This is a genomic window from Paracoccus sp. S-4012 (assembly GCF_009674885.1).
Taxonomy (GTDB): Bacteria; Pseudomonadota; Alphaproteobacteria; order Rhodobacterales; family Rhodobacteraceae; genus Paracoccus.
In genome coordinates this window covers 12,276-30,251 of the sequence record NZ_WKKA01000001.1, presented here as the reverse complement: position 1 = coordinate 30,251, position 17,976 = coordinate 12,276, and the positions used below count along the sequence as shown (strand labels likewise).

The window sequence follows — 17,976 nt, the reverse complement described above, 5'->3', positions numbered from 1 at the left end:
GCGGCCTTAGTTCGTCGCGTCCCGGAGGTCTCCTCGGACAGAGGACGCTAGGCACGTCCCCCTCGATCCAGCCGCTGTCGAACATCCAGCCCACCGGCACCTCGGCTGGTGGGCCCTCCCTCCAAATGGTGAGGCCGCCGCATGACCACTCCGAACTGGACCGAACTCGCTGCAGACGCCCTCGCTCGGGTCAAGGCCCGCATGGCCAACGATCGCAGCACTGATGACCCTGGCCCGCCCGACTGGTTCGACGAGGCTGACTGGATGCAACCGCGGCAACCTCCGCAACTTGCGCCCGCGCGAACGCTCCCGGCAGCCACGTCCGGCGACGAGCGTAACCCCACCACCCCACTGCAGGACGATGCCGTTCTGGTCGCAAGCCATCCTGCTCGACCGCAACCGGCAATCCCGATCGACAGGATGCTCGTCCTGCTTCGGCTTTGTGCAGCCTTCGGCAGCGCCGCAAGGCTGGATGCGACGATTCAGCCGCACGCGGTCACGGTTCTCGATCACCGCGACATCCCACACGAGCTCGTGCGGGAACTGCTGGTCGATGGCCTGCTGCCGGAGGGGAGTGTCAGCTCGCCGAACAATCTCCTGCGGCCCCATGCCCCCGGAGACGGGCTGAACGTCTTCTCGCTTAGGAGCCCGACCGAGCGTTACTATCGCGGTAGCACGGACAGCCAGCTGACGGCGTTGCTGGGCCGCGCGAGCCCGGTCCTGCTGCTGGTCACCGATCCGGAAGACATCGCCGTCGAGCTCCGCTCCGCCCTGCCCCCCGCGATCACCGTGCCGCCGGTGAACCGGGACATCCTGCAGTTCCTGCTCGGCATCACGCACAACGGCGACGATCTGCCCGGCGATCGCGGCGAGTTCATTCGACGCCTTCCGGCCGATGCTGAGCTGGAAAAGCTGAGCACACCGGCACTCCTCCTCGCGCTGCGAGAACCCTCGGCCGAAAGGGTCGTCGAGCGCCTTCGAGCCATGGTCTCGGCCGACGAGGTGACCGATCGGGCGCGGCCTAGGCATCCTACGCTCGACGACATCGAAGGCTATGGGGAAGCCGAGAGAATTGCGCGCCGTATGGTCGCCGACCTCCTCGCCTGGCAAGCGGGCGAGGTCGCGTGGTCGGAGGTCCTGCGGGCGCTGCTGCTCTTTGGCCCGCCGGGAACCGGCAAGAGCTTTCTCGCCGCCGCAATGGCCAATAGCGCCGGCATTGCGCTGGTGCGAGGGAGCCTCGCTCAGTGGCAAGCCGCAGGGCATTTGGGCCGGATGCTGGCGGCAATGCGGGCCAGTTTCGCTGAAGCTCGGGACTCGGCGCCAGCCGTCCTCGTGATCGACGAGATCGACTCTGTGGGAAGCCGGACCAGCCAAGATCAGCACAACGAGTCCTACCGCCGGCAGGTGATCAACGCGGTGCTTGAGGAATTCGACGGCTTGCAGCGGATGGAGGGCGTGCTCGTCGTCGGCACATGCAACGCTCCCGAAACGATCGATCCAGCCCTTCTGCGTCCGGGCCGGATCGACGCCATCGTCGAGGTGCCACTCCCGGGAAAGGTCGCAATTTCGCGAATGCTGCGCGAGGGCTACCCGGGTCAGCTCTCCAGCCGGGATCTCGCTCGTCTGGCGCGTGCAGCCTCGGGACACACCGCCGCGGCGATCGACGGCGGATTGCGTGCGGCGCGTGCAGCGGCTCGTGCCGAGCGGCGGCCCGTTCAACTCACCGACGTCTTGGCGGCGCTTGGCAATCGACACGAAGCCGATGCCGCGATCTATCACCGCACCGCGATTCACGAATGCGGGCACGCGATCGTCGCGACCGCGCTGGGCGTCAGCCGCGTCCTGCGCGTGGCGCTTGGCCCCGCCGGAGGGGAGACATTGTCGGAACCCCGTCCCCGGAGCGGACTTCTCTTCGAGGTTGAAGCCGACCTAGACCGCTGCATGGCCGGCCGCGCGGCCGAACGGCTTGTCTGTGGCGGCATCTCTTCAGGCGCAGGCGGTCCGCCGAATTCTGATCTGGCCGAGGCAACACGCATTGCCGCATCGATTGACATGCGCCAGGGGCTCGGCGCCGAGGGCCCGCTATGGCTGGGTCGCAACCTGGACGGCTACCTGGAAGACGCGGAGCGCCGCGCGCGTGTTCGGTTGCGTATCGAGCAGGCGGAGGAGCGGGCCCTCGCGACTCTGCAGCGCAACCGCGCGCTGCTGGAGGCGATGGCGGAGGCGCTGACCGCCGTCGGCTCGCTTGAAGGCGAGGAGCTAGACGCATGGACCCGGCGGGTGGACCATGGCGAGGTGTCCGCTGTGAGGAGTGAGCCGAGAACTGGAGCCTGAGGCCGGCAAGGCAAACACGCTCGCCCCTCCGCGCCGTGTATGCGCCTCAAGACGCACCTATAGGTTGCATCTCCCCCCCGCGGCATGTCACGGAAGCTTGCCGCAACTGTAAGCATCCCTTTGCACGAGTCCTGCATGCCGCTTGAACGACTTATCGAAGATCGCATGCGACGTCTCGGCCTCAACAAATCATCTCTCGCCGCGAGAAGTGGGCTCTCACGGCCCACCCTGCGGCAGATCATGAACGGAAAAGGCACCATCTCCAGTCTCGCCCAGGTGCTACCGCCTCTCGCCTGCACCTGGGCGTGGTGTCCGCCGGGCAGCATACATCCCGGCGCTGCGCTGGCGGAGCTGCGTCGGCGGAGAGGGCTGACGCAAGCCCAGGTATCCGATCGTATATCACTGAGCCGGCCAGTCATCATCGGCATCGAGAAGCGCATGCGCGGCGAACTGGCTTCGCTCCTGGCTTACACCCAGCTTCTCGGCATGGCTGCGCCGATTGCCTCGATCAGTTCGAAGCGCCGGCTGATCCCTGCCTCCAACGCCCCGGAACGCGACCGCGTCATGACTCCCCCTGCCCTCGCGCGCGCCATCTGCGAGCACTTCGCGCCGCATATGCACGGGCTGATCCTGGACCCCGCCAGAGGCGATGGCGCGTTCTACGACCATTTCCCCAGTCACCTCGCCAAAGACTGGTGCGAGATCACGGATGGGAGCGATTTCCTGGCCTGGCAAGGCCAGGCCGACTGGATCGTCACCAATCCGCCGTGGTCACGGCTGGCCGATTTCATGGTGAAGGCGATGAACTGCGCGGACAATATCGTGTTCGTGGCGCCCCTTCCCAATCTCACCACAAAGGCCCGGCTGCGGACGATCCACAAGGCCGGCTTCGGGATCGCCGAGCTGCTGCAGTTCGAAACACCACGGGAATGGCCGCAATCGGGATTTCAGCTCGTCGCCGCCTGGATCAGGCGTGGCCACGCGGGAGCGTGCCGATTCACGAGTCTCGAGGCCAGCGCCTCGAACTCGTGGTTACGCGCTGCCTGACATGGAGTATCGGCACGGCGCACCCGGCGCCGCCACGTCCTCGGCAATGCTCCAACACATCGTTGATCCTGCCGCTTTCGGCCCTAAGCGGTCGTTCGGGGCGACGCCCGCGGTAGGGAGCTTGCGGGCCCAGAGCTGCCGTTGAAGCGATACCCGGGATGCGGCGGCGCGGCCCGTCGAACCGGACTTTCGCTGCGCATGCGTCCTGCGGGTGCCGTCGGCAGTAAGCTGTGCGGAAAGAACGGACTCGAGCTACCGAGGCTCGATAACTGGAAGGATGCTCTTCACAGCGTTTGCTATGCCGCTTGAGCTATTTGCCGCAAGAACTCTGATAACCCACGATTCAAAGTTTTCCCTTCTGGTCCCTTTCAAAACTGACGCCAAGGTTGCGGTGATTCCTCTTTTATTGTCATAATAGCGTAGAAGTGCCGCCAAGTCTTTCTGCTCTATAGCAGCCTTAATCTCTCGTGTTCGAGTTTCCACGATTCCAGTAATATCCAGATTTGCAGTGCGAGCATTGTAATCGCGAATCAGCTCTTCGCTCGATGTTGAGCCTGAGAAATCGAGCTGCTTCAGCATTCGATCAATACGCCTTTGGCAATGACGGGCGACCACCTTATCAATATTTTCATCGCTATCGAGTAAGCCGAATATTCCGTCGGAGACATCATCGAGCTTTTTTTGCAAGTCAGCTCCAGTGAAGCCATCAGATTCAGCAATCGCGGAGCAAACAACTGGAAGTGCGATAAGATTCTCGATCTCCGATACAGGAATGATCTTGATACCCAAGCCTTCAAAATAAGCTATATCCTCGTCGCTGTAGTCATCACCGTCCACGATGCCGGAACATGTTATCCGGGTCAAACTCGAATTGGCCCGCATTGAAACCACTGAATGGATTACTTCGGAGCAAGAAGACTTTGGAACAACTGTCCATCCTGGATAGCATGCGCGGTATATTGCGTAGTCAAGGCTATCATGCGTGCCTTCAACAAAGAGGATAGGGCGCCTGCTGCCCAGGATGAGTGTGACCAACTCTTCTGGAAATCCGGTGTTATCCGGAATCTCTTCAATCACCCAATGGGGCTGAGGTGAAAAATCTCGAATCACATATTTTTTTGCGGATCGTGCTGCCGCAAAATCAAGATCGTGAGTAATATATATAAATCCACAATCCCCTCGAGTGGCCTCTATTTCGTCCCAAAGCTTCGCCATTATCGAACGATGAACGTGAAGCTCTGGTTCATCGACGATCAAGACCGTTCCTTCCGCTGCAACCAGTGCTTGACCTATCATGTAGAAGATTGCTCTCTCCCCATCACTCATATCGGAAGCGGGGTAGGTTCCACCAACGCCACCGGCTGAAACCGTGATGTTATCCCCGGAGATGTGAAGTTGACGATGAGGGAGAAGGCGGTTCCAGATTTCGAGCAGCTTGTCGAACTTGGTGATTTCGAAGCTGTCTTCGCTTTCATCTGCGCCTGGCTTATGCCGATGATAGGCTTTCAAAGAGGTGTTGGACTGATCGGCAAAAAGCGCTTGGATGAGATAATCAAAATCATTCAGCAGATGGGTCGCATTTTTATTGCCCCACCTGTGCCCGTGCCTATGTCGCACGGTAGCATCGTTTGACGCGTCGCCGGTGTATCCAAATCGCAACCCGGAGAGCGCTTGCCTTTCGCTGATTTTTTGAACCTCAGGGTTCATCAAGAGTGCACGATGTGCAGATACGCGGTGTGCCGCATCTTGCAGGTCATTTTCGATATGAACTGTGAGACGCGTTTTTCCGCCACCGTTCGCGCCGACGAATATGACAGTCTCGCCCGGGTCGAACTCTACTGCGAGAGCTTCACCCGGGGTGGGAATAGTAAAATTGAAGGTCATAGTGCTCTGCGATTTGCTATATTCTGGCGATGCTACCGCGGGCTTGAAGCCTTCACAACTGGCGCTGTTGCCTTGTTATACCGGCGCACCACTGTTTGACGATGCCAGTGCAGCGACCAGCCAATCCAGCGACAACCGGCAGCAAGCGATTGTCTCTTACTCGTCGTCCGCGAACATGCAGATCGTGCGGCAATTCACTTCCGCCGTGCGCGTCTCAGGGTCCGCATACAGCTCGAAGCCGCCTTGCGGCGGTGCAACGCCAAGCCCGAGTTCGGCGTGGTCTGAATGTCTGCTTCCTACCTGCCAGCCTGGATGGCTCACTCCTGCGGCGAAGGTCGGCTGTCCGCCCAACGCGAGGACATCTTGCCTCCCCGCGTGGTATCCTGTCGCGGTCGGCTTGGCCGAAGACGGGGGGGGGCCCGGTGGGCAGGAGGTATATCCATGTCCAACGATCTACTCCCTGCCGCGCGCCAACCAATCTTAGCCTGGAACAAGGGCCGCATCATCGGCCAGAAGCGCCCACTCATGCCGCGGCACGTCTGGTCCATCAGGGTCCGCCTCGAGATGGCAGGCAACGCCCGTGACCTCGCGCTGTTCAATATGGCCGTCGACAGCAAACTCCGCGGTTGCGACCTGGTCGGCCTCCGCGTCCGCGATGTCTTCGCCGCCGGTCGTGCGAAGGAACGCGCGTCAATGATCCAGAGCAAGACGGGCAAGCCGGTCCGGTTCGAGATCACCGAGTCCACCAGGCGGTCCCTCGAGCGCTGGATCCACGACCCCGAGATGATCGGCCTCGAGTTCCTTTGGCCGAGCCGACTCCGTGGCAGCCCGCACCTTTCGACCCGGCAGTATGCCAGGATCGTAAGGGGCTGGGTCTCGTCGATTGGCCTGGACCCGAGTGCCTACGGCACGCACTCCATGCGCCGGACCAAGGTGGCGCAGATCTACAAGAAGACAGGGAACCTCCGTGCAGTCCAGTTGCTGCTGGGACATACGAAGATGGACAGCACGGTCCGCTACCTTGGCGTCGACATCGAGGATGCGCTGTCCCTCTCGGAGGGGATCGACCTGTAGCCGCCCCGCCGGCCGGCTCCCAGCGTGCCGGTCGGCCCATAACTGCCGGTCAGCCCCAAATCGGCACTGCAGTGCCGCCTCCTAAAAGCGGACCTTGCGACAGGCCGCAGCGAAACTGAGGGGGCAGCGTCTCCTCCCGGGATCTGTGCCCTCATTTGATACGACGTCCGGTGGATCAGTCCAGGCATGTGCTGATTGCAATCGCCTGTGGAGAACCGAAAAAATTGACTGGCTCGATCCGGACGGTAGAAGGAGTCGAGACAACCCGCGGACGAGCATGGCCCAGATACGAAAACTCGAAGTTCTGAATTTCAGGAGCATCAGGACCCTGTCCTGGTTCCCGACGCCGGGCATCAACTGCCTAGTGGGCCCTGGCGACAGCGGCAAGTCGACCATCCTCGACGCCATCGATCTCTGCATGGGGGCCAGGCGCACGATCCAGTTCACCGACGCCGACTTCACCGATCTCGCCGTCGACGCGCCGATCGAGATAACCATCACGCTCGGCGCATTGTCCGACCGATTGAAGACCCTCGACGCCTACGGCCTCTTTCTGCGCGGCTTTGATGCCGCGAGCGGGGAGATCGAGGACGAGCCGCAGGCCAGTTTCGAAACGGTTTTGTGCCTCAGGTTGACGGTGGGTGCGGATCTCGAACCGGTCTGGACGCTCGTCTCCGATCGCGCGGCTGCGCTCGGGAGCGAGCGTTACCTCGCTTGGTCCGACCGGCAGGACATCGCCCCGGCGCGGATCGGCTCCTTTTCGGACGTGAACCTCTCCTGGAGGCGTGGCTCCGTCCTGAACAAGCTCTCCAAAGAGAAGGCCGACGCATCCGCAATCCTTCTCGCTGCGGCGCGTGACGCCCGGGCACAATTCGGCGACACGGCGGACGAGCAGCTTTCGGAAGCGCTGGCGAAGGTCAAGGAAGTCGCAGACGGGTTGGGCATTGGAGACGGGAACGATCTTCACGCCGAACTGGATGCCCACTCGGTGTCCGTGTCGGCGGGCACGATCTCCCTCCACAATGCGGGCGGCATTCCTCTGAAGGGAATGGGTATCGGATCGACGCGCCTCCTGATCGCCGGCCTGCAGAAGGAAGCGGCGGCGGGATCGGCGATCGTGCTTGTCGACGAAGTCGAGCACGGGCTCGAGCCGCACCGGATCATCCAGTTCCTGAACGCGCTCGGCGCGAAGGATCCCGAACCTTCCCTCCAGGTATTCATGACCAGTCACAGTCCTGTGGTCGTTCGGGAGCTCGGGCTGCCGCCTCTGACAATCGCACGGCGGGGCAATCATGGTCCAGACCTGAGACGAGCCAGAGACCATCCTGAGTTGCAGGGAACGGCACGGCTCTTCCCGGAGGCGTTCCTCGCCAAGTCTGTCTTGGTCTGTGAAGGGGCGACGGAAGTCGGGTTTGTGCGAGGTATAGACCAGTGGTGTGATGGCCACGGAAAGGGCTCGTTGCACGCGGCCGGGGCATGCCTTGTCGATGGCGGTGGTGGTGGTGATCAGATGCTCAGCCGAGCGCAGGCCTTCCGCACCCTCGGCTACCGATCTGCCCTTTTACGGGACGACGACAAGCGCCCACCTGAAGAGAAGGAAGGCAATTTCCAAATGGACGGGGGGCGCGTCTTCAAATGGCGGGATGGCAAGAAGATCGAGGTGGAAATCTTCGACTCAATTCCACCGGACGCCGTGAGACCGCTCCTGGACATCGCCTTGGAAGATCGTGAGGAGCGGTCGATCAACGATCAGTTGAAAACGGCCTCCGAAAACAAAGTTACGTTGGCCACAGTCCTAGCCGAAGTTGCGGCAAGCGAACTCAGCCATGCCTCTCGTCACGCGCTCGGAGAAGCATCCGGTAAGGGTTGGTTCAAGAACATATCGACCATGGAGCGCGTCGCTAGGGATGTCATAGCCCCGAGGGCTAAGACATTGGACGAGGACTTTCGCAGATCAATCAACACCATTCGAAAATGGTGTCTCGGTGGAAAATGACGTCGATCTGCTTCAAGTGGCTATGGGTGCGGTCGAAGCGCCTGCTGGCTGCGGGAAGACAGAACTCATCGTCTCCGCTCTCCGAGGCCATTCCGATCCGAAACCCGCCCTCGTCCTGACCCACACCAACGCGGGTGTCGCCGCGCTCAGGCATCGGTTGTCGCGACATCGGGTGCCGCAAGATCGTTACCGGCTGTCGACGATCGACGGCTGGGCCCTTCGCATCCTGAAGACCTTCCCTGCGCAATCCGGGATCGCTCCCGCTCACCTCGACCTCGAGGATGCAAGACGGGATTACCCGGCCATCAAGGCGGCGATCGCGCGTTTTCTCGCCGGTCGGCATATCGACGATGTGCTTTTCGCAAGCTACAGCCGGGTCATCGTCGACGAGTATCAGGACTGCGACCCCGGTCAGCATGCCGTGGTCTGTCATCTCGCGACCATTCTGCCGACCGTCGTTCTCGGCGATCCGATGCAAGAAATCTTCAACTGGCGGGGCCACCACCCGGATTGGGACAACGACGTGGTTCGCAATTTTCCATTGGTCGCGGAACTAACCCGACCCTGGCGATGGGAAAATGCCGGCGCCCATGAGCTCGGGGCCTGGCTGCTCGAGGCGCGTCGCACGCTGAAGGCGGGTGGCCGGATCGACCTGCGAACCGCTCCCCCCGACGTCACCTGGGTTCATCTGGACGGTGTGACCGATCACGAGATCCAGCGACTTGCCTGCCTCACTCGATCTCCCCGGGCCGGAGGAGAAGTTCTGATCATGACAGGTGGGACTCAGAAGGATCTGCAGCGGAAGCTGGCAAAGCAGACACCTGGTGCCGTGACGGTCGAAGCCGTCGATCTGACGGAGGTCACGGACTTCGCACGCGAGGTCGACCTCGTTGCCCCGGGAAACCTCGAAGCCGCTCTCGACTTCGCCTTTGCTGTAATGACGGGCGTTGATCGGGAGGGCATTGCTGTCCGGGCGGCAACAATCGCCGCGGGTCGGCACCGGTCACCGCCCGAGGCGCACGAACTTGCGGCCATCCGATACCGGGAAGTTGGGGATGCCGCCTCCCTCATTGCCCTGTTCGATGCGCTTGAGGCCGCGCAGGGTGCCCGGACATTCCGGCCGGAAATCCTGCGTGCCTGCATCAAAGCCCTCCGGTTGTCCCGCCCCGATGTCAGCTTTCTGGAGGCCGCAAAGCGCATCCGCGAACAGCAGCGCGTCCTTGGCCGGCTCCTGCCAACGAAAGCCGTGGGAAGTCCGCTTCTGCTCAAGGGTCTCGAGGGCGATGTTGCGGTCATCCTGGATGCGAGCGACTTCGACCGTGATGCAGCAAAGAACAGGAAGAACCTCTACGTCGCGATGACGCGGGGCTCGAGGAAACTGGTGGTCTGCTCACCGACGCACCTCGTGGGATGATATCGCCGGCAGCATTCCAGGTGAGGAGACCTGACTATTCGTATGAAAAGCGCCCTGAGGGCGCGTTGGGGCGGAAGAGCATGCCGGGTTCCCCTAATGTCGAAGCTGCGAAGCCCTCGTCGTGTCACGGACGGCGCTCACTTGGCCTCGGGCAAAGTGAGTGTCCGCTGTGGGCTGATGCCACAGTTCCTTGCCGCACCGCCGTCAGGCCGCTTCCCGCCCGACGCGAGGACATCTCGCCTCCCCGCGTGCTATCCTGTCGTGGTCGGCGTGGCCGAAGACGGGCGGGCCCGGTGGACAGGAGGTATACCCATGTCCACCGATCTTCTCCCTGCCGCGCGCCAACCGATCTTAGCCTGGAACAAGGGCCGCATCATCGGCCAGAAGCGCCCACTCATGCCGCGGCACGTCTGGTCCATCAGGGTCCGCCTCGAGATGGCAGGCAATGCCCGTGACCTCGCGCTGTTCAATATGGCCGTCGACAGCAAACTCCGCGGTTGCGACCTGGTCGGCCTCCGCGTCCGGGATGTCTTCGCCGCCGGGCGTGTGAAGGAACGCGCGTCAATGATCCAGAGCAAAACGGGCAGGCCGGTCCGGTTCGAGATCACCGAGTCCACCAGGCTGTCCCTCGAGCGCTGGATCCGCGACCCCGAGATGATCGGCCTCGAGTTCCTTTGGCCGAGCCGCATCCATGGCAGCCGGAACCTTTCGACCCGGCAGTATGCCAGGATCGTAAGGGGCTGGGTCTCGTCGATTGGCCTGGAGCCGAGCGCCTACGGCACGCATTCCATGCGCCGGACCAAGGTAGCGCAGATCTACAAGAAGACAGGGAACCTCCGCGCAGTCCAGCTGCTGCTGGGACATACGAAGATGGACAGCACGGTGCGCTACCTTGGCGTCGACATCGACGATGCGTTGTCCCTCTCGGAGGGGATCGACCTGTAGCCGCTCCGCCGACCGGCTCCCAGCGTGCCGGTCGGCCCGAACCAGACGCCCGGGCTGGCGCCGGTGCCGCGTGGCAGATTCCCAGAAGCGGACGCTGACCGCGCGCGGCAGCTTTGTGCCCCGCCCTGACGAACGCGGGCGACACCGACATCCAGGCCAATGCGGCCGCCCGGATTGCCGACAGCCGCGCAACGATGGACAGGTGGCCAGAATTGGCCCGCGGCACTGTGCGCTGAGCGCCGCGATCGTGGGCCCTTGCAGATGCGGTGCGAACACCACTGGATCACCGCGCAGCATTCTTTCAGGCAGCGAGCCCCATGCGCCGTCGGACCGCCTCGTCGCGGAGCGACACTTCGCCGCCCAGATAGGCGTCCCCGTCCGGACCGCAGAGCCACAGCAGCGCTCGCGCGGGCCAGTCGGGCGGAACATGCGTCGACCAGGCGAGCTGGCTGACGGGATTGACCCCGCTGCGCCGGATCCTGTCCTGCATCTCGGTGGCCACCGTGCCCGGCGACAGGCTGATCGCGCGGATACCTGCAGCGCGTGCCTCGAGGTCGAGCGCGCGAGTCAGCATGAGCGCGCCGGCCTTGCTGGCGCAATAGGCACTCCAGCCCTCCAGCGGGGCGTGGGCGGCTCCGGATCCGACCGTCAGGATCGTCCCGCCGCCACGGGCGGTCATCACCGGCACCGCGGCGCGCATCCCGTGAAAGACGCCCTTGAGGTTGATGTCGATCGCCTGGCTCCACTCGGCGGGATCGGCCGCGGAGAGATCCGCAATCGGGCCTATCACGCCGGCATTGTTCACCAGAACGTCGAGCCGTCCCGAGCGCTCGAGCAGCCGCGCCACCGCCCGGTCCATGTCGGCTGCCCGGGCGACGTCGCCGGCGAGGGCGAGGCCACCGACTTCGGCGGCGAGGGCCGTTACACCGGCTTCGTCCCGCGCCATCAGCCCGACCACCGCCCCCGCTTCGGCAAAGACGCGCACGGCGGCGGCACCGATGCCGCGGCTCGCGCCGGTGATCAGGACCACTTTGCCTTCCATGTTGATCATCTCGGTCTCCGTATAACAAACCTCCGCCAGCGGTGACCAGCACCTTCAGCGTGGCGATGGCATTGCCAGGCAGGCCGCTGTCGGGATCCTCGACGATGGCGATCAGCCGCGCAGCGTTGGCCGCACCCTGGGGCACGACCTGCCCGAACTCGGCCAGATGTCGTCCTCGCAGAGCATTGATCGCCTGCGTCCGCTGCCGGATCAGAAGCTCGCGCACCCGGAAGACCATTGCCGCCGCCTGGGTCTCCTCGCTCTTCACCGGCACAAACCGCATCGTCCAGCGCAGCGCAGCTTTACAGATTGCTTCCGCATCGGTGGCATCATTCTTTTGTCGCTTCCGAACGGCTTCACATAGGCGGGCGGGATCAGCCGAACCTCGTGCCCCAGCTTCCCGATCTCGCGACTCCAGAAGTGGGCACCGCCGCAGGCTTCCATCGCAATCACATAGCGTGGCAACTGGCTGAAGAACGCCAGCACCTGGTCTCGCCGCAGCTTCTTGCGCAGCACCGCCCGTCCCGAGGGGTCGGCTCCGTGCGCCTGAAACACATTCTTCGCCAGATCGAGCCCGACGTGGTAATCTCCGACATGACCGTCCTCCTTTGTGGATCCTCAAAGACCCACCCTGGCACAGCGATGCCGTCGGGGGGCGGTCACATCATCAAAGCCATGTTCTAGTTAAATCGGAGGTCCGCTCTGGGCCGATAATTGCCCGCCCACGCTGGCGAACTCCAACTCCGGGAGAACGGTCTCCCACTCGTCCCTCTTCATCCAGTCCCTGTAGCGCTCGTCGCCATCCACTCTTCGCCAACGAACGACGGCTCCCACGCTTCCCTTGACCAGAGTCATACCGACCGGGAAATTCCAAGAACTGGACATCCGACCGAGCGGCCTACCGAAGCGGTCTCGCAGGCCCCAGCGATCGCTGTCCCGAACCAATCGGAGCGCATCTCCCACCTTGGCAGAGGCGATCGCCACATGCGCGGGATGGCTGGGCCCCAAGCGACCGGAGAACGACAAATCGACAGAGCTGAGGGTCGGCAACTCATAGTGCCGCCTGTCTCCCATGAAAATCGGCTCGTCAATGCTGATCTTGCGCCTGATAACACCGCTTTCGTCCGTTGCCAGGAACCGGTGCGCTCCGGTGCTGGTTACCGCGAGTGACTTCCTCGCGCGCGTGACGGCCACGTAGAAGAGCCGCCGAGGAGCATCTCCGTCTTCCCCTCGAGAAATGGCTTCCCAGCCACCATCTAGGATTACGACGTGGTCGAACTCCAGTCCCTTGGCGCGATGCGCTGTCAGCAACAGCAACGCTCGCTGTTCACCCCGGGTGTCCCGCGACCACTCTGCCAGCCACTCGACGACATCGAGAGCTGGCATGAAACTCGCTCCCAACTCCCGGGCCAATGCCGCGATACCTTCGGCGATGAGGTCGACCCATCGGTTCGGCACCTGCGTGTTCAATAGATCGACCATATCCGCGATCGACAGCAGCCGGCCGGGATCGCTTCGCAGGGCGGCGACGAGCGTCTGCATTTCCCGCAACCGCCAGATGCTGGGAAGGTCCTCGTTCGCCAGCTCGACTGTGATCCCCAGGCTTTCGGCATAGGCGCGGACCGGGTTCAACCTCCTCCATTCGCGCGCGATGATCGCTGTTCGGTTCCAGCGGAAATTCGGGTCCAGTTGAGACAGCCGGACCAACTCGTCTAAGGCTGCCATGGCGTGTGCAACCTCACCGGCCGGGCAGTCCAAAAGCTGAACACGTCCCTGTGCGACCGGATCATGACGGGCCATGTCGCCGCCCGCGGCCTCCAACGTCCTGTCGCAGTTGACGGTGATGTCTTGATCCGCCTTCATACGGTCCCGCGCAGGCTTGATGACGCTGTTCGCCGCCTCGATGATGCTCCGCGTGGAGCGATAGTTCTCGGTCAGAAATTCGGGACGGGCCCGGTAGTCGGCCTCGAACTTGCGGATATAGTCGATTGAGGCGCCCGCGAAGGCATAGATGTTCTGGTCGTCATCGCCGACTGCGAACAGGCTAAGCCGGAGATCCGGGTCTTCGAGTGACCGTCCGGCGACTGCAGAGATCAGCGCATATTCCTCAGGCCCGATGTCCTGGTATTCATCGACGAGGATCCAGCGATAGCCTTGGATCAGTGCGTCCCGCTGCGCCTCGGCTTCAGCCCGGCTCAGGCCCTCCCCGTTCAGCTGGCGGACCGCATCCATGACGATGCCGTCGAAATCATGTGCGTCGGATTTCTGGCCGGCGAAGCTGGCCCCGACGAGGCGCATGGCCAATGCATGGCAGGTCGAGACGGTGACCCCGTTGGCATCCTCTCCCACAAGGTGGCGCAGGCGCGCCCGAACCTCGGTGGCGGCATGGCGATTGTAGGTCAGAACCAGAATGCCGCGCGCATCCTCTCGCCTGATGCGCAGCAGGAATGCGATGCGATGGACGAGCACCCGAGTTTTGCCCGATCCGGGGCCAGCAAGCACCAGCACGTTCGTCTGCTCGCGCGTATCCCTGACAATCTGTTGCTGCACCGGGTTGGCGAGTGCGTCGACAATCGCGCTCCAGGACGTGCTCGTCGTTTGTCGCCGGATTTCCTGCCCCTTTCCCGGCATCCATCGCCGCAGGAAGCTATCCTTCTCCAGCACGAAGTAGTCCTCAGACAGGCGCGTTGCCTCGTCGATGGCAACCAGCCCACGCTCGGCATAGGCCGCCATGACATGGGTCTGGAGGGTCTGCTCGATGTAGTGTTCCTCGAGCGGTAGAAAATGGTTCTGCGTGAAGTGTCCGCCTCCAGGGTTGAGGTGGACGGTCATGGCGGGCCGGAATACCGTCAGCCCCTTGCCGAGCGTCGCAACATCCTGTTCGTGCAACCACAGGAGCGAGCGTTCCATCAGCTTGGTCATGTCGCGGACACCACTCCCCTTGATCTCGAGGTCTTGGGCCAACGCGCTCAACAGGCCTCCGATGGTGGTCTCGACCTGGATGTCCTTGCCCCGCGTCCCTCTGACGACCTTGCCGCCGAGATGGTCGAGCAGCCGCGCGGCCGCTTTCCAGCGGACTTCTGCGGTCTGCTCGACGATCCGCCAGGATCGCTGGAGAGTGACTCCGAGCGTGTTGCGCGACGCCTTGCGCAGAAAAATGTTGCCGCGTCCCCCTTCCTGATCGCGGCCATCCCGGCCCATACCGCGCAGCAGTTTCTCAACCACGTCCGGGCGTGCCTCGAGATGACCGCGGTCGCGCAGGAGCTGGCAGGTCTCCGAAAGGTGCAGCGGGACGGCCGCGCCGGGATCGGCGTCCGGGGCTGCTTCGCGCATGGCCGCGATAAGGGCCCTCTCCAACTCGGACGCCCTTGAGAGCCGAGCGGCGGAGCTGCCCTCGACGCCGACATGAACGAAGACCGTGATGGCCAGGTCATTGCGCGCGATTCCCAGGATCTCGAGATCCGCCATCGCCTTGGTCAGATGACCGGGCGCAAGGCCGCTGGCGCTACAAAGCTCGTCAGTGGAGATGCCCTGATCGGGGGGAGCATTCATCAGCTGCCGGACGATGGCCAGGAGGGCCATGCGCCGTGAGCCGGTGATCTGCGCTGCCTTCAACCGAGCCTCTGCCTCCTCGATCATGCGGATCGTCAGAGACGAGGGAAAAACCTGAACGCGGTTCTCCTCACGCGTCAACAGGGTTGCTTCTTCGAGCCAGGAAACGGCCGTCTTCACCCGCGTGTCGTCAGTGGCGCTGTCGCGCTGGAAGTCCTGATCTCTCTCCTCACGGACGATCTCTCCGGATGTGGCGACGACCTTGCCGGACTTCCGAGTGCGTTCGTCAATCCGGCGGATCGCCTTGAGGATCGCGCCGATCTCGTGCCGGGCCAGACGTGACCGCGCCGATAGCTGAAACTGCCGCTCCACGTCGTCAACGGCATAAAGGAGCACGCAGTTCGCGTCAGCCCGGTCGCGCCCGGCGCGACCGGCTTCCTGCAGATAATTCTCGAGCGAGCCGGGGATATCGCAATGCACGACGAGGCGGATATCGGGTTTGTCGATCCCCATGCCAAAGGCGTTCGTAGCCGCGATGACCCGCAACTCGCCTGTCCGGAATCTCTCCTGAACGATCTTCTTGTCATCTGCACTCAACCCGGCGTGGAAGTGCTCTGCGGACAGATCCTGCTGCTTCAGGAACTCGGCCACGCGCTCGGTTGTGCTTCTGGACGCGCAATAAACCACAGCGCCGGAACGACCTTCTCGCGGGAGCAACTCCGTGACCACGTCGAAGACATCCGACAGCTTCGTTTCCTTGCGGGTGGGGCGCACCTCGAACACGAGGTTGCTCCGGGACGCGCCTCCATCCAGCAGCATCAACTTAGTCCCGACGCGGCTCTCGAAGTGCTCGCGGATGTCACGCACTACCTCGGGCTTCGCCGTGGCCGTCAGACAGATGAGCGGCGGCGGCTCGTCGTCTGAAGACTCCTTGATGAAGCGCGAGACATATCGGTAGTCGGGCCTGAAGTCGTGACCCCACTTAGAGACGCAGTGCGCCTCGTCCAGTATCCAGAGACCGACCTCTCTCTGCTTCAGGGTCGTCCTGATCGATGTGCTGCGAAGCTGCTCCGGAGAGATGATCAGCATCGAGGCATCGCCCATGCGCACCTTCTCGAGCGCGTCTTGGCGTTCCGGCATCGACATCATGCCATTGATCGTCACCGCCGACGCGATCCCGGCCCGCTCCATTCCCAGGACCTGGTCCGCCATCAGGGCGACGAGGGGTGAAATGACCACCGACAGAGCGCCTGTCTTGTCGAACTTCGACAGTGCCGGGATCTGATAACAAACGGACTTGCCGGTTCCTGTGGGAAGGATGCCCAACACGCTCTGCCCGTGCATCGCCTCGTCGACGATCCGCTCCTGAAGGGAGCGCCCCACCTCGTCGACCGGCAGTGGCCGGAAGGCGTCGAAGCCGAACCAGCGCTGAAGCGCCTTCACCGGATCGTTCACCTCCGCGCACCATCCGCATGAGGGATCGTCGCAGGAGGTGTCCCGCAAATGCCCGACGATCAGCGATGCCTCTTTGAACTGCGCCCGAACCCAAGGTGGCATGACGGACTCCCCGCCGGCGACGCGAATCCACGACAACGCGTAGGCCATGGGCCAGCCGATCGTAGGGTCCGAAAGCCGCTCCAGCGTGCGCTCGAGCTGCGTCCTGCAGACCTTTTCCTGGACGAGCCGCCGGATGGCGCCGAAGGCATCGGCCTGCATCGGGGCCCCGGCTCCGCGCACGTGGCGAAACACCGCGTCGAACCCGGCCGAGAGGTCGCTTCGGGTGGTCAGCCAGTGATAGGCTGCCGCCGCGTCCGGCGACTCAGAGACGAGTTCCTCAAATGCCTCCAGCTGGTTGGTGAGCACCTGGAACACCAGTTTCGCATCGAGCTCGGGATCATTCACGTGCCCCGCATGGAGCCGCGCGTCGTGGTAGTGCTTCACGAGATGGTGGTATGGGTTCCGCGGAAACGCGAGCGGGTTCAGCCATAGCGTGTCGATCGGCGCCTGCATGATACGCGACAGACGTGGCCGGTTTGCGACGAGGTGAGCGAAATCATGGCGCAGGAAGTTGTGCCCGATCGGGTGCTCGACACCATCGAGCGCCGCTTCGAGCCGGTTCAAGCCGTCGTGAAGGTGCCCGTCCCGGCAACGGAGCGCAGCGGCTGCGCCGTGTCTGACAGCCGCAAAAGAAAACGTCTCGGCGGTCCGGGGGTTGACCTCCAGATCGATCGAGAGACACCGATCAAGAAGGGAACGATGGCGGCTTCCGACGTCGATTCGATTAACTTGTCCACTCATTTGTCACGAGAAAATACGGTTCGGCCGCAGCGCGCAAGATGCTGTCCCATGAGGTTCTCTAATCGCCTTGGTCAAGCGCTGATCTTCCGCGTTCGTCCTGCGTGCCGGGCTCTTGGGTTCTCTCCGCGGTCGCCGCTCGGGACGCCGCATGTTTGCGTTCAGGATCGGGTGGATCGAAGTGGTGTGCGCGGTCGTTGCCGCAGCGTTGGGAAAGCGGACCGAGGCGCCACGCACTCAAGGCATCTTCTAGATCGAGCAGTGCGGCGGTGAGCTCTTCGGCTTCAGGTCGGAAATCGACCTCCAGGATGGCGTGCGCGTGCTTCTAACGAGCACGTCGACGCGTGCGGGTTCTAGATTTTGGAAAATTACTACCCTCGGCTGTTTCCAGCA

9 protein-coding genes and 1 pseudogene are annotated in these 17,976 nt (G+C 63.0%); 6 read left to right on the top strand and 4 right to left on the bottom strand.

Features of this window, described 5'->3' with window-relative positions:
• Positions 1-141 precede the first annotated feature (141 nt).
• The gene (locus tag GI374_RS00105) at positions 142-2,334 is read left to right on the top strand and encodes an AAA family ATPase (RefSeq protein ID WP_154334992.1); all 2,193 of its coding nucleotides are present in this window, start codon (positions 142-144) and stop codon (positions 2,332-2,334) included.
• A 135-nt stretch (positions 2,335-2,469) separates the two neighbouring features.
• Positions 2,470-3,381 carry a helix-turn-helix transcriptional regulator gene (locus GI374_RS00100; protein WP_154334991.1) on the top strand — a complete coding sequence of 304 codons (912 nt, stop codon included), beginning with the start codon at positions 2,470-2,472 and terminating at the stop codon, positions 3,379-3,381.
• Positions 3,382-3,633: 252 nt separating this feature from the next.
• Here the strand turns inward: GI374_RS00100 and GI374_RS00095 are convergent, their stop codons facing one another.
• Positions 3,634-5,265: an AAA family ATPase gene (locus GI374_RS00095; protein ID WP_154334990.1), complete on the bottom strand. Its 1,632-nt coding sequence runs from the start codon at positions 5,263-5,265 to the stop codon at positions 3,634-3,636.
• Between the two features lie 441 nt (positions 5,266-5,706).
• Here GI374_RS00095 and GI374_RS00090 point away from each other — a divergent pair, with 441 nt between their 5' ends.
• The 4 genes from GI374_RS00090 (at position 5,707) to GI374_RS00075 (ending at position 10,694) form a co-directional block, all read left to right on the top strand.
• Positions 5,707-6,339, top strand: coding sequence for a tyrosine-type recombinase/integrase (locus GI374_RS00090; RefSeq protein WP_154334989.1), 633 nt, complete (start codon positions 5,707-5,709; stop codon positions 6,337-6,339).
• Positions 6,340-6,616: 277 nt separating this feature from the next.
• A complete protein-coding gene (locus tag GI374_RS00085; RefSeq protein WP_154334988.1) occupies positions 6,617-8,335 on the top strand; it encodes an ATP-dependent endonuclease in 1,719 nt (572 codons plus the stop codon).
• Positions 8,325-9,749: a UvrD-helicase domain-containing protein gene (locus GI374_RS00080; protein ID WP_370515064.1), complete on the top strand. Its 1,425-nt coding sequence runs from the start codon at positions 8,325-8,327 to the stop codon at positions 9,747-9,749. The genes GI374_RS00085 and GI374_RS00080 overlap by 11 nt, the downstream gene beginning before the upstream one ends.
• 312 nt (positions 9,750-10,061) lie before the next feature.
• A complete protein-coding gene (locus GI374_RS00075; protein WP_154334987.1) occupies positions 10,062-10,694 on the top strand; it encodes a tyrosine-type recombinase/integrase in 633 nt (210 codons plus the stop codon).
• A 301-nt stretch (positions 10,695-10,995) separates the two neighbouring features.
• Here GI374_RS00075 and GI374_RS00070 read toward each other — a convergent pair whose 3' ends face one another.
• The 3 genes and pseudogenes from GI374_RS00070 to GI374_RS00060 all read right to left on the bottom strand — a co-directional run bounded on the left by GI374_RS00070 (position 10,996) and on the right by GI374_RS00060 (position 17,586).
• Positions 10,996-11,745, bottom strand: coding sequence for an SDR family oxidoreductase (locus tag GI374_RS00070; protein ID WP_154334986.1), 750 nt, complete (start codon positions 11,743-11,745; stop codon positions 10,996-10,998).
• Positions 11,746-11,779: 34 nt separating this feature from the next.
• Positions 11,780-12,332: pseudogene (locus tag GI374_RS00065) on the bottom strand (IS110 family transposase); the annotation flags it as partial.
• Between the two features lie 88 nt (positions 12,333-12,420).
• Positions 12,421-17,586: a RecQ family ATP-dependent DNA helicase gene (locus tag GI374_RS00060; protein WP_154334985.1), complete on the bottom strand. Its 5,166-nt coding sequence runs from the start codon at positions 17,584-17,586 to the stop codon at positions 12,421-12,423.
• Between the last annotated feature and the right edge of the window lie 390 nt (positions 17,587-17,976).

Excerpts from the sequence above, each read along its gene's own strand:
- GI374_RS00105 (WP_154334992.1), top strand. The coding sequence starts at position 142 with ATGACCACTCCGAACTGGACCGAACTCGCTGCAGACGCCCTCGCTCGG.
- GI374_RS00100 (WP_154334991.1), top strand. The coding sequence starts at position 2,470 with ATGCCGCTTGAACGACTTATCGAAGATCGCATGCGACGTCTCGGCCTC.
- GI374_RS00095 (WP_154334990.1), bottom strand. The coding sequence starts at position 5,265 with ATGACCTTCAATTTTACTATTCCCACCCCGGGTGAAGCTCTCGCAGTA.
- GI374_RS00090 (WP_154334989.1), top strand. The coding sequence starts at position 5,707 with ATGTCCAACGATCTACTCCCTGCCGCGCGCCAACCAATCTTAGCCTGG.
- GI374_RS00085 (WP_154334988.1), top strand. The coding sequence starts at position 6,617 with ATGGCCCAGATACGAAAACTCGAAGTTCTGAATTTCAGGAGCATCAGG.
- GI374_RS00075 (WP_154334987.1), top strand. The coding sequence starts at position 10,062 with ATGTCCACCGATCTTCTCCCTGCCGCGCGCCAACCGATCTTAGCCTGG.
- GI374_RS00070 (WP_154334986.1), bottom strand. The coding sequence starts at position 11,745 with ATGATCAACATGGAAGGCAAAGTGGTCCTGATCACCGGCGCGAGCCGC.
- GI374_RS00060 (WP_154334985.1), bottom strand. The coding sequence starts at position 17,586 with ATGAGTGGACAAGTTAATCGAATCGACGTCGGAAGCCGCCATCGTTCC.